This window comes from Candidatus Laterigemmans baculatus (assembly GCF_010367455.1).
Classification (GTDB): domain Bacteria; phylum Planctomycetota; class Planctomycetia; order Pirellulales; family Pirellulaceae; genus Laterigemmans; species Laterigemmans baculatus.
The window spans coordinates 16012-29028 of sequence record NZ_WRPR01000005.1 but is presented as its reverse complement, the minus strand read 5'-3'; the positions used below and the strand labels follow the sequence as shown (position 1 = coordinate 29028).

General features: G+C 66.4%; 7 protein-coding genes. 4 read left to right on the top strand and 3 right to left on the bottom strand.

Annotation, left to right across the window (positions count from 1 at the left end; genetic code table 11):
* Window positions 1-6: 6 nt before the first annotated feature.
* The 3 genes from GNK13_RS00575 to GNK13_RS00565 all read left to right on the top strand — a co-directional run bounded on the left by GNK13_RS00575 (window position 7) and on the right by GNK13_RS00565 (window position 3860).
* Window positions 7-585: a dual specificity protein phosphatase family protein gene (locus GNK13_RS00575; RefSeq protein ID WP_235934694.1), complete on the top strand. Its 579-nt coding sequence runs from the start codon at window positions 7-9 to the stop codon at window positions 583-585.
* 11 nt (window positions 586-596) lie between these two features.
* Window positions 597-1712, top strand: a complete 1116-nt coding sequence (dprA, locus tag GNK13_RS00570) for a DNA-processing protein DprA (RefSeq protein ID WP_235934693.1) — start codon at window positions 597-599, stop codon at window positions 1710-1712.
* Between the two features lie 180 nt (window positions 1713-1892).
* Window positions 1893-3860 carry an ATP-dependent DNA helicase gene (locus tag GNK13_RS00565; RefSeq protein WP_235934695.1) on the top strand — a complete coding sequence of 656 codons (1968 nt, stop codon included), beginning with the start codon at window positions 1893-1895 and terminating at the stop codon, window positions 3858-3860.
* Window positions 3861-3883: 23 nt separating this feature from the next.
* Here the strand turns inward: GNK13_RS00565 and lnt are convergent, their stop codons facing one another.
* Window positions 3884-5623, bottom strand: coding sequence for an apolipoprotein N-acyltransferase (gene lnt, locus GNK13_RS00560; RefSeq protein WP_164100483.1), 1740 nt, complete (start codon window positions 5621-5623; stop codon window positions 3884-3886).
* Window positions 5624-5710: 87 nt separating this feature from the next.
* Here lnt and GNK13_RS21365 point away from each other — a divergent pair, with 87 nt between their 5' ends.
* The gene (locus GNK13_RS21365; protein ID WP_203328858.1) at window positions 5711-7822 is read left to right on the top strand and encodes a serine/threonine-protein kinase; all 2112 of its coding nucleotides are present in this window, start codon (window positions 5711-5713) and stop codon (window positions 7820-7822) included.
* Window positions 7823-7851: 29 nt separating this feature from the next.
* Here GNK13_RS21365 and GNK13_RS00550 read toward each other — a convergent pair whose 3' ends face one another.
* The gene (locus GNK13_RS00550; RefSeq protein ID WP_164100482.1) at window positions 7852-11415 is read right to left on the bottom strand and encodes an efflux RND transporter permease subunit; all 3564 of its coding nucleotides are present in this window, start codon (window positions 11413-11415) and stop codon (window positions 7852-7854) included.
* A 27-nt stretch (window positions 11416-11442) separates the two neighbouring features.
* A complete protein-coding gene (locus GNK13_RS00545) occupies window positions 11443-12900 on the bottom strand; it encodes an efflux RND transporter periplasmic adaptor subunit (protein ID WP_164100481.1) in 1458 nt (485 codons plus the stop codon).
* Window positions 12901-13017 lie beyond the last annotated feature (117 nt).

The window sequence follows — 13017 nt, the reverse complement described above, 5'->3', positions numbered from 1 at the left end:
TCTTGGATGACAGAGGTTGTGGGATTGATGCGACCGTGGCAACAGCGCCTGTACGCTCAGCTCGTGTGGTTACCGACGCTGTGGTGGAACTACCTGCTCGGCCGCGTGTTTCGGGTGCGGCGGTGGTGGGACCGGATCGATCCGCAGGTCATCGTGGGTGCTTACCCGTTCGCCCGCGACGTGCCCGGGTTGTACTTGGAAGGCGTCCGCGGGGTGGTCAATACGTGTGAGGAGTACCGCGGTCCGTCGCTGCACTATGAAAAGGTGGGGATCGAGCAGCTGCGAATTCCGACGACCGACTTCACCCATCCGCGGTTGGACGACGTGCTGTTGGCGGTGGAGTTCATTCAGCGGCATGTCGAGGAGGGGGACTCGGTCTACATCCACTGCAAGGCGGGGCGGGCGCGGAGTGCGACGGTGGCGATGTGTTGGTTGGTCAAGTACCGGAACCTGAGTCCCACGGACGCTCAGCAGTTGCTGCTCGAGAAACGCCCGCACGTCCATCCGCGGCTGACCGAGCGGGCGGTCGTTCAGCAATTCGTTGCCGGTCTGACGGAGAGCCTCCCGCGTCTCGAACCCGAATGAGGCCACCGGCCGTGCCCCACCGCTACTCCTGCGAAACGCTCGCTGCCTTGAAGTTGGCGCTCCTGCCGGGCATCGGCCCCCGCACGATGGCCGCCCTGCTCGAGCGGTTTGGCACTGCCGGCGACGTCCTGGCCGCCACGCGCGAGCAGCTCTCGGAAGTTCCCCGGGTGGGACCGAAGGTGATTTCGGCGGTGCGCAACGCCGACGCGCACGTCGATGTCGACGCGATCCTGGCTTGGTGCGAGTCGCACGCCGTGCGGATCGTGGCGGCGGCCGAAGCCGATTACCCCCAGGCGCTTCAGACGCTCCCCGACGCCCCGCCGATCCTGTTCGTCCGCGGCAACTTGGAGCTCCGCGACCGGTTGGCGATCGGGATCGTGGGAACGCGGCACGCGACTCAGTATGGTTTAAACGAGGCGGCGCGGTTCGCTCGGGAACTGGCGCGAGCGGGGGTGACGGTGGTCAGCGGGATGGCTCGCGGGATCGACGGGGCGGCCCACCGCGGGGCGCTCGAAGCGGGAGGCCGGACGATCGCGGTCCTCGGCGGAGGACTCGGCCAACTCTATCCGCCGGAGCATGTAGGGCTGGCCGACGAGATCGCTGCCGCCGGAGCGGTGCTCAGCGAGTACGCTCCGGAGGCGGTCCCCAAAGGGCCGATGTTCCCGCAGCGAAATCGGTTAATCAGCGGCCTGTCGCTCGGTGTGCTGGTTATCGAAGCGGCCGATCGCAGCGGTTCGTTGATCACCGCTCGGCATGCCGCCGAACAGGGACGCGAAGTCTTCGCCCTCCCCGGCCCGGTCACCAGCCGAGTTTCCCGCGGGTGCCATGCGCTGATCCGCGACGGGGCCCGGTTGGTCACCTCGGTCGACGACATCCTCGAAGAACTCGGTCCGGTCGCTGAAGCGATTCCCACCGACGATGGCCATCAAGTCCGCCAGCCCGGCGAACTGCTGCTCAACGATCAAGAGCGGACTGTGCTCGAGGCGATCGATACGCAAGCCACTTCGATCGATGCCCTGACTCGGCAAAGCGGGTTGCCGATTCACCGCGTGTTGTCGACGATTAGTGTGCTCGAGACGCGGCGGCTGATCCGGCGGCTCAGCGGCCAGTACGTCGCCCGGCTGTAAGAGAAACGAGTGGCGAGAAGCGAGGGGCGAGACGTTCCTTTTCGACTCTGCTGAAATGGATAATTCGTGACGCAACCTGTCGGCAGCTCCGGCCCCCTCACCGTCGACTCGATCCTCGGCGCGCAGGGACGAATCGCGCGGCGGCTGAGCCAATACGAGGAGCGGCCGCAGCAGTTGGAGATGGCTCGCGCCGTGGCCGCGTCGCTCGCCGGGCGGAGGCACTTGATCGCCGAAGCGGGCACCGGGACTGGCAAGAGCTTTGCCTACCTCGTGCCCGCGATCCTCGAGGCGACCGCCGACCAGCGCGACGAGGAACCCGAGCCGCTCGCCGAGACGCGTCCCGCGGAGCGACCACGATCCGCGGCCGAAGGGGGCACTCCGCGGCACGGACGGATCGTGATCTCGACCCACACGATCTCGCTCCAGGAACAGCTGATGGCCAAGGACTTGCCGGTCCTCAACAGCGTGATTCCCCGCGAGTTCACCGCGGTCTTGGTCAAGGGCCGCGCCAACTACATCTCGCTGCGGAGGCTCAAAGGCGCGATCGCCAAAGCGACTAGCCTGCTGGCCCACGACGAGCAGCATCGTCAGCTCCGCAAGATCGACGAGTGGGCCAAGACGACGACCGACGGCAGCCGCAGCACGTTGCCGATCGTCCCCGATGCGGCGGTCTGGGACGAAGTCCAAAGCGACACCGGCAATTGCCTCGGGCGGAAATGCCCGCACTACAAAGACTGCTTCTATTTTCAGGCGCGGCGGCGAGCCGCCGGGGCGCAGATCCTGGTCGTCAACCATGCGCTCTTCTTCAGCGATTTGGCGCTCCGCCAGCAAGAGATCAGTCTGCTGCCCGAGTACGATGCGGCGATCCTCGACGAATGCCACACGGTCGAAGCGGTCGCCGGCGACCATCTGGGGATTCGGGTCAGCAGCAGCCAAATCGATTACACCCTCAACAAGCTCTACAACGACCGCACGCAGAAAGGGCTGCTCGTCGCCCACGACCTGCGGCGGCTGCAGCGCGACGTCGACCACTGCCGGGCGGCGTCGACCGATTACTTCGCCGACTTGCTCGATTGGTGGGAACAGCGCGGCAAGAGCAACGGCCGTGTGCCGCGTCCGGAAGTGGTCGAGAACGGCGTCAGTGGGCCGCTCAAAGCCCTCGCCGCCGGGCTCCGCAAGTTCGCCGAGGATCAGGTTGAGGAGTCGATCCGCAAGGATTTCACCTCGGCCCACGATCGCTTGCTCGGTTTGGCCGGAGCGCTCGAGCAGTGGAATGGCCAGGAAGTTTCCGACGCCGTGTACTGGCTGGAGCGGGCCCACTCGCGGCGGGGTGGCATGGACCGCGTGAGTTTGGCGGCCGCTCCGGTCGACGTCGGCACAACGCTCCGCGAACAGCTCTTCCAGCGCGTCGGCTCGGTCGTCCTGACCAGTGCGACGCTGGCCGTGGGGCGGCAGCAGAATTTTGATTTCTTCCGCTCTCGCATCGGTCTCTCCGGCGGCGATTCGCTCCGCGTGGGCAGCCCGTTCGATTATCGGCGGCAAGCCAAGCTGGTCGTCGTCACCGGGTTGCCCGACCCCTCGGCGCAGCGGGCGGCCTACGATCGCGCGATCCTCGAACCGATCCGCCGCCACGTCGCCGCCACCGATGGCCACGCCTTCGTGCTGTTCACCAGCTACGACCTGTTGCGGCGGACCGGCGAAGCGCTCCTTCCTTGGCTGATCACCCAGCGATTGGAACTGTACAGCCAGGGGGGGGATCAATCCCGCAGCCAAATCCTGGACGCCTTTCGCCGCGCGCCGCGAGGCGTGCTGCTCGGCACCGACAGCTTCTGGCAGGGAGTCGACGTGCCGGGCGACACGCTGCAGAACGTGATCATCACCAAGCTGCCCTTCTCCGTCCCCGACCATCCGCTGCTCGAAGCCCGGCTCGAAGCGATCCGCCAGCAGGGAGGCAATCCGTTTCGCGATTACCAGCTGCCCGAAGCGGTGATCAAGCTGCGGCAAGGTTTCGGGCGGCTGATCCGGACCGCCACCGACACCGGCCGCGTCGTGATCCTCGACCCGCGGGTGCGGACGAAAACCTACGGCCGCGTGTTTTTAGAATCGCTCCCCGATTGCCAGCTGGAGTACGAGCCGGCCGGAGGGTGAGTACTGAGTACTGAGCTTGAGTCCTAACTCCTCTTTCTTCCTCGCCATCCGCTGGCGGCGGCGGCGGCGCAGAGGATCGCCAGCGGCCAGACGAGTTTGTCTCCGAGCTGGCGGTAGACGCTCCAGCGGCCATCGGCGGTGGGCTGGGCCAGCAGCGGGCGGTCGACCTCGAACGGCAGCGACTCGATCCTGCGGCCGCTGCCGTCGATCCACACCGTGGGGCCTTGGTTGGCGGCCATCAGCAGCGGTCGGCGGTTGGCCACGGCGATCGACTGCGAACAGCGGCGATGGTGGTCGAGGATCGACGCGCCATGGAACCAAGCGTCATTGGTGATGTTGAGGATCAACTGCGGGTCGCCGCCGCGGCGAGCCAACTGCCGCAAGCTGTTTCCGGTCACCTGCTCGACCATCGTTTCGAAGCAGACGCTCGGAGCGACCCTCGTGCCGGCGATCGTCATCTCCACCGGTCCGTCGCCGGGAGTCGCTCCCTGCCGCAGCGGACCGATCTCGTAGAGCCACGGGAAGTGAGTGCCGAACGGAATGTACTCGCCAAACATCACCAGGTGCATCTTGCCATACCAGGCGGCGATCTCGTGATCTGCGGTGATGTGGACCGCTCCGCCAAACGCCTGCGGAGTTTCGCCGTAGCGATGGATCGAGCTGCCGACGAGCAGCTCCGGCGGGGCGTTCCGCGAGGCGGCCAGGGCTGCCATCCGCTGGATGTCGGCTGCTCGGGAGCGGAACATCGCCGCTTGCCGCTCGATCACATCCTCGAACTCGGAAGCCGACATCCCCGTCTCCTCGGGGACCGACCACGACTCGCCGAGCACGCGGAGCGGGAGCCCGCCGGTGAACATCGACTCGGGCCAGACCACCACGTCGGCTGCGGGATACTCACGCATCGCCGCGAGCGTCGAAGAGACGTAGTCGTTGAACACGACCGCTTCCCGTTCGGCATCCATTGAATACACCAGCGGCTCGTTGCGCTGGATCAACAGAGCATCGAGCAGCGGTGGTTGCTCGGCCAAGCGGTCGGCCTCGGCCAGCCGCCAGTAGCCGTAGCCGAGCGTCGCGGCGACTAGACTTCCGGCAACCAGCCCCCCGGCAAGCGCTCCCCCGGTAAGCGTTCCCCCGGCAAGCGTTTCGCGGTCGAGCGTTTCGCCAGCAAGCGTTTCGCCAGCGGGCATCGCGGCTCTGGCGGTCGCCGCGAGCAGCAGCTGGGCGAGCGCCGCGGCGACCGAGGCGAGCACGAAGCTGACTCCATAGGTTCCAAATGTGTCCACGATCTGCATCATGGGAGCGACGTCCGCTTGGCTGTGTCCGAGCATCGCGATCGAGAACCCGGTGAATGCGTAGCTGCGGATCAGCTCCAGCCCGGTCCAGGCGATCGGCACGGCCAGGGCGAGCGGAAGCCGCCACGCGTGGCGCATCACCCGCGCGAGTCCCACGAACAGGGGCGGATAAGCTCCCATGTAGATTCCTAGCACGATCCAGCCCGGATAGAGCGCCGGATGGGCCAAGCGAATGCCCTGCAGCGTCGTCAGCCAGAACAGCGAACCGGCGACCCACAACCCGAGATAGCCGCGGCGACCAAGTGGCTCTGGGCGGGCGACCAGCACTGACCAGGGAACCAGGGCGATCCACCCGACGAGGCTCCAGGCCATTGGCGGCTGGGCCAGCCATAGGAGCAGTGCCCCGGCGGCCGAGAGCAGCCATGGGGGGGCGGCGATGGCCGCACCGGCAGTCTTCCCTCGATCCTTCATCCCTGAACCTCGTCTAGAATAAATCGCGAACCCGCAGCTCCCCGTCCCCTTCGCACCGCCTCATCCATTTTCGCAGCGACTCTCCGCATGACCGATTTTGAATTCTTGGGACCTTACCGGGTCGCTGAAAAATTAGGCCAGGGCGGAATGGGTACCGTCTACCGCGGGGCGCACGTCAAGACGGGCCAACGCGTAGCGATCAAGGTCCTGGCCCGGCAGATGTCGCAGGAGCCTCGATTCCGCCGCCGCTTCGACGCGGAAATCGAGACGCTGAAAAATCTCAACCACCCCAACATCGTCCGGCTGATCGGCTTTGGCGAAGAACAGGGGCTGCTGTTTTACTCGATGGAGTTGGTCGAGGGGCCGAGTCTGCTGGAGCACTTGCGGAAAGTGAAACGGCTCGACTGGGACACGGTGCTCGGCATCGGCATCGATGTTTGCGCGGCGCTGAAGCACGCCCATGATTTTGGCGTCATCCACCGCGATTTGAAACCGGCCAACCTGCTGATGGAGCCCGAAGGACGGTTGAAGCTGACCGATTTTGGGATCGCCAAGCTTTTTGGGGCCAACGAACAAACCGCCGCTGGATCGGTGCTCGGGACGGCCGATTACATGGCTCCCGAACAAGCGGCCGGCGGAAACGTGACGCCGCGAACCGACCTCTACGCCCTCGGCAGCCTGCTCTACGCCTGTCTGGTCGGCAGGCCTCCATTCGGTGGACGGAATCTGACGCAGGTGATCCACGGCCTGAAGCATGAGAGCCCCGTGCCGCTCGATCTGGTCGTCCCGGACGTCCCCCACGAGCTGGCCGAACTCGTCCACGAGCTGCTCGAAAAGGCCCCCGAGGACCGGCCGCCGACCGCTTTGGCTGTCGGCAAACGATTAGCCTCGATGCGCGTCGGATTGCATCGCCGCGGCGAGCTGACGCAGCTCGACCCCGACCGACCCACGGTCAGTGGTGCCCTTCCCTCGAGCGGCGAAGCGGCGCCGTACCCGGACGATCTCTCGGACACGGACCGGACGCTCGACGGCCCCACGCATGGAGGCCGGCGATCCGATGGGCCCACGGTGGAAGGCTCGGGACTCAATCCGATTCATTCCGACGCGACCCGCGACGAAGGGGGCGAATCGGCACTCACCCGGCCCGGCTACGTGGCGAGCGGCCCGGATCAGCCGACGATCTCCGGGAGCGATTCGGACATTCCCACGGGCAGCGGAATCGAGACCGGAGAGGCGAGCCCTGAGCGGTCGCCTGCGGCAGGCTACCCCTCTCCCTCGCACTCCCCCGCGGCGCCGCTGCGTTCGAGCTCCACGCCGCGGGTGAGTCCCGCCGAACCCCACAGTCCCCCGGGGCGACCGAGTCCCCCAGGGCGGGTCGATGCTGGGGGCCGGGCCGAGTCAGCGGGCTGGGCCGATGCAGGGGGCCGGGCCGATTCAGCGGGGCGAGAGCGTCAGGACGTCCCCCCACCGAAGACTCGCTTCGAAGCGGTGCCGGCGGATGGTCCTCGCCGCCGCTGGGGCGACTCGGCCGAGCCGCAGCGCGACCCCTGGCAGTGGGCGTCGATCGGCGGCCTGCTGTTGTTGCTGATCACGATGGTGGGGATCTCGCTGTGGATGCTCCGCAAACCCGATCGCGAGGATCTGTTGGCGGCGATCGCCGCGGCCGAATCGGCGGGCGATCCTCAAGCCGCGCGACTCGCTCGGGAGGACTTTTTGCGGCTCTATCCCCACGATCCCTCGGCGGAAACCCTCCGCGAGACGCAGGATCTGAGCGAGGTTGAGCAGATGGCCCGCAAGCTCCGCGGCCGCGCTCTGCGTTTCGGGGGGGTCGAGATGCTCGACCCGGCCCAGCAATCTTGGCTCAAAGCGATCGAGGGTCGCGACCAGTTTCCCCACGCGGCGGCCGACCGGCTGCGGACGTGGCTGGATGTGTTCGGGCACCCGGCGGCGCTCGAAGGCGACGGCCCGGGAGACAATTCGCTGATCAGGCTGAGCGAGCTGACCCGCCGCGAAGTCGAGCGTCTGGACGCCAGCAGCGAAGCCTGGACCGATCCCCGCACCGAGCAGCTGGCGGCCTGGCTGCGGTGGGGCCGCGAGCATCTCGACGGCAGCGAACGCGAGCGGTTCTTCAAGGGCTTGGCCACGCTCTACGAAGACGAACCCTGGGCGGCCCCCGTTCTCGAACAATTGCCAGACTGAGGACTGAGTACTGAGGACTGAGGACTGGCCTACGACAGGACCAGTTCTTTCTCCGGGCGAGCCGATTCCTGGGGCGGCGTCTGCGGGTTCTCGATCGTCTCGTTGCTGAGCTGCGGGCGGGAGCCACCAAAGATTCGCAGGGCGAGCGTAAAGAGCGTGGGGACGAAGACGAGCGTGAACCCGGTTGAGACCAGCAGGCCGCCGAGGACGACGCTCCCCAGGCCGCGGTAGAGCTCGCTCCCGGCTCCGGGAAACAGGACCAGCGGCAGGAGCCCGAGGACGGTGGTTCCGGTGGTCATGAAGATTGGCCGGATCCGCGTCCGCACGCTCTCGAGCACTGCGGTGCGGGCGTCGAGGGCGTCCTCGCGCATCGAGGTCAGCGCTTGGTGGACGATCAGGATTGGGTTGTTGACCACGGTGCCGATCAGGATCACGAACCCGAGCATCGTGAGGACGTCGAGCGGTTGCGGAGTCCCGCCGGTCCACTCCAAGTAGACTCCCAGCAGCCGCAGCCCGAGGATTCCGCCGACCGCCCCGAGCGGCACGCTGAGGATAATCACTAGCGGGTAGACCCACGACTCGAAGAGCGCGGCCATCAACAGGTAGGTGATCAGCATCGCCAGCATCACGTTCCAGCGGAGCGCCAACCAGGTGTCGCGGAGTTTGTCGGCGGTCCCGCTGACGCCGATCCGATAGCCGCCGTCGAGCTCGCCGCTGTCGCGGAGCGGCGCGATGATCTCGCGGTTGATCAGCTCGAGCGCCGACTCGAGCGGCATCTCCGCCGGCGGCGAGACTTCGATCGTGATCGCCCGCTGGCGCTCGCGGTGGTTGATCTGTTCGGGGCCGCTGGCCAAGCGGATTTCGGCCAACGCTGAGAGCGGGACCAGTTGGCCGGTCGGCGTGGCGATCGGCAGCGACCCGAGGTCCTGCGAGCTCTGCATCACCGCTTCGTCACCGAGAATCGTCAGGTCGACCTTGTCCCCGCCGATGTAGTAATCGGTCGCGTACGCACCGTCGACCAGCGTGTTGACGGCGTACCCGAGCGTCGTCGCGTCGACCTGCATCGCCTCGCTCTGGACCAACTTGGGCTCGACGTGGACCTCCGGACTCGAGAGGTCGAGGCTCGGCACCGGGCGGGATTGGGCCGTCGGCAGCAGCTCGGTGGCTTGTCCCAGGATGCGTCCGCCGAGGGCCACCAGCTTGGGCAATTCGGGGCCGGTGATCTCGATGTCGATCGTCCGCCCGGCGGTCAGCCCTCGCTCGAACAGGCTCGATTGCTTAGCGACGACAAAAGTGCCGGGAACTTTGGACCGGATCGACTGGATCAGCGGGATCAGCTTGGCCGACTCGGTGGGCGAGACCGCTCGTACTCCCATGAAGACTTGACGTCCTCGAGCGACGTAGAAAAAGTCCTGGATCAGCGGGTACTCAAGGTCTCCCGCCGCGACTTTCTCCGGATCGACGTCCCAGTACGGAAGCAGCTCTCGCTCGGCCGTCTCGCCGATCTCCATCAGCTCATCAAGGTTGTACCCCGGAGGGGGCAGGAGAATCCCGAAGACCAAATTGCGATTGCCCGAGGGGAGGTATTCGACTTTGGGCCAGAGCAGATAGGACAGCGTCGCGGCGGCAAGGAACATCGAAACGACGACCGCCAGCTGCCGAAGCAAACCCCGCTGGATCCAGGCGTTGATCCCCACGACGAGCGAGTTAAAGCGGTTGCCCGCGGCCAGCAACCAGCGGACGATGCGGCTCGGCGGAGCGGTCGCTGTGGCGGAAACCGAACCGTCACCCCCCGCCCCACGACCATCCCCCGCCCCGCCACCGACGACACTGCGGCGAGGGTGCAGCAGTCGCGCGGTGAAGGTCGGGATCAGCGTCACCGAGACGAGCAGCGACAGGGCGACCGCGGCGCTGATCGCCAGCGCGATGTCGCGGAACAATTGGCCCGCTTCGTCTTGCACAAACAGCACCGGCAGGAACACCGCCAGCGTCGTGAGCGTCGAAGCGACCACCGCCCCCCAGACTTCTTGAGTCCCTCGCACTGCGGCGGCCAGCGGCGTATCGCCGCGCTCGTAGTGCTGGTAGATGTTCTCGAGCACGACGACCGCGTTGTCGACCAACATCCCGACGGCAAACGCCATCCCAGCCAAGCTGATCACGTTCAGCGAGCGGCCGAGCAAGTTCAGGATGAGGAACGTTCCGACGATGCTGACGGGAATCGCCAGCCCGACCACCAAGGCTCCCCGGGCGAACCAAAATCCGGCCCCGATGATGATCGCCAGCGTGATCACGAACAGCCAGGGCGAGACGGTCGCCGCTGCCACCGCGGTCACTCCGATCAGCGGAGCGACGACGATCGTCTTCCAGCCGAGATGGAGGAAGGTCATCAGGACCATCATCGTCAGCGCTCCACCGATGATGATGTTCTGGTTGACGAGGTTGATCGATGAATAGATGTACTCGGTCTCGTCGTAGACCTGGGTCAGCTCCAAACCCTTATCGGCCAGAATGTCGCGATTCAGCTCCTCGCGGGTTTGCCGGAGTCCCTCCATCACGTCCAGCACGTTCGCTCCGGTTTCGCGAATCGCGTTGATGGCGATGTTCGATTCGCCGAACCGCCGGACCACGCCGGTCGGCTTTTTGAATCCAAATTCGACCTCCGCCACATCGCGGACGTAGACCGGGGCTCCGTCGCGCATCGCCAGCAGCTGATTGCCGACCTGCTCGGGCGAGCGAAACTGGTTCAGCGTGCGGACGACGTAGCGGCGTTTGCCTTCCCAGTAATCGCCGCCGGAAGTGTCCTTGTTTTGCTGGCTGAGGACGCGGCGGACATCCTCGACCGTCAGCGAGCGAGCCGCCAACCGCTGCGGATCGAGAATCACGCGCAGCTCCTCTTCGCGGCCTCCGAGCACGTTGGCGTTGGAAACCCCCTGCACCCGCTCGAACTGGGCCTCGATGAAATCCTCGGCAAACCGCTGCAGCTTGGGGACTTCGATCTCCGGCGGCAGGATCTCGGCCACCTCTGGATGCGCTTCGGCCAAGCGGCGGAGTCGGTGCACGGTCAGCCCTGGCGACGAACCCTGCAGGGCCGCTTCGAGCTGCGGTTGCAAGGCGGGATGTCGGGACGCGAACTGGCGGATCTCCGCTTCACTCGGCGCGATCGGGCTGAGGATGAACCACGCGATCGGCGAGTCGGAGGAGCTGCTCGTCGAGAGCACCGGTTCGTCCGCCTCGACCGGGTACTCGGAAACTTGCTGCAGGCGGCTGTTCACCTTCAGCAGCGATTCCTCCATGTTCGCCCCGACGAAAAACTCCATCGTGATCGTCCCCAGCGAATCCTGCGACTCGCTGGTCATCTTCGTGACGCCCTCGACGCTTTTGAGCTGTTCCTCCTGCTCCTGGATGATTTCCCGCTCGACCTCCTGCGGGCTTGCTCCAGGCCAGCGGGTCTCGATCGTGATCGTCGGCGTCTGCACTTCGGGGATCAACTGCATCGGCATCCGCGCCAAGGCGATCATGCCGAACAGCGACAGCATCAGCGCGCCGACAGAGACTTTGATCGGGTTGCCGACGAAGGCTTGGATCAAGTGCATGGCAGAGAGTCCGCAAGCAGGTGAGGTTTAGGGGGAGGCGGGCGCGGTGGAACGGATCGCCTGGCCCGGCCGCAGCCGCTCGTTGCCCCGAATCACGACTTGATCGCCGGCTTCGAGGTTACCGCGGACGACCAGCGATCCGCCGCTCGCCGCACCGACTTCGACTGGCACCGGCTGGGCGACGCCCCCTTGGTCTTTCCACACCACGGGGCTCGGACCGCCGAACACGACGGCGTCTTTGGGAACCAGCAGTCCGACCGCCGCCTCGCTCGTCGGCAACGTGGCTCGGGCTAGCATTCCGGGACGCAGCAGATAACGGGGGTCCTCGGGCTGGTTGGGGACGCGGAGCTTGACCGGAAAGGTCCGGGCCCGCATGTCGGCTTCGGGAATGATTTGCGAGAGGGTCCCTTCGAACTCGCGGTCGGGGATCGCATCGAGTCGGATGGTGACCGCCATGCCGGGCTGCAGAAAGCGGACGCTCCCCTCGGGGACGTAGACCTCGATCTCGACCGGGTCGATGTCGATCACTTCGGCGACCGGATCTCCCTGCTGAATCCAGGCCCCTTCCTCGGTGTACTCGCGGACGACGTAGCCATCGAACGGGGAGCGCAGCCGGTACTTGCTCTTGCGGTCTTCGAGCAGCGCGACCGCTTCGGCTTGGATCGCCAGCCTCGCTTTTGCCTGCTCGATCTGCTCCTGGCGGGGCCCCATCCGCAGCAAGGCGAGCGATTCGGTCGCTTCGATCCGCTCCTGTTCGGCGCTCAGGAATTGCGAACGGGCCAGATCGAGCTCTTCCTCGGAGATCGCACCGCTGCTGCGGGCTAACTGCTGCGTGCGTTCCAGCCGCGAACGCGTGTAGACCTCGCGGGCTTGGGCTGCCGCCAAGCGAGCTTCGGCCTGGGCGATCTCCTCGGGACGCGATCCATTCTCGAGCTCCGCGAGCTCCGCCGCTCGCAGCCGCTCCTCGGCGCGGGCGCCGGCCAGTTCGATGTCGATCGTGCCGGTCAGCAGCTGGGCGAGCGTGTCGTCGGTTTTGACCGCTTGTCCCGCGTCGACGTTGTAGGCGATCACGCGGCCGTCGACCGCACTGCCGATGATGCTGCGGCGGACCGGCATCACCGTCCCGACAAAATCGCCCGTGCTGGTCACCGTCTGCCCGCGAACCGGAGCCAGCACGACGCCGACCGCTTCCTGAGCCACGGCCGGTGAGCCAGCGGCGGCGGACAGCAACCCGCAAGCGAGCACCAGCGGGAGAACGGCTCGGGACCAGCGAGCCGAAGAACGGGGGCCGCGACCGCGGTGGCCAGTGCGGCTTCCTGAGAGGCTGCTGTGCTGGAGGCTGCTGTCTTGAACGCTGCGCTGTCCGGCGTGGGGGCGTCGGCACAGGCGGTGTTGCAGAAGGCGGTGTTGCAGGAGGTGGGGCAAAGGTCTGCTCGGCTGCGGGATTCGAGTCGTCAGATGCACGGGGCCCGAGGCACGGGACATGGGAGGCGCTCGACCGCACTTCCCCCCCGCTCCTCAGGTTAACCACCCCCGCACGAGCACGCGAGCGCAATTGGGACTGGTACAAGGTGTGCAGTTTTTCGGGAGCCACATGAAGCG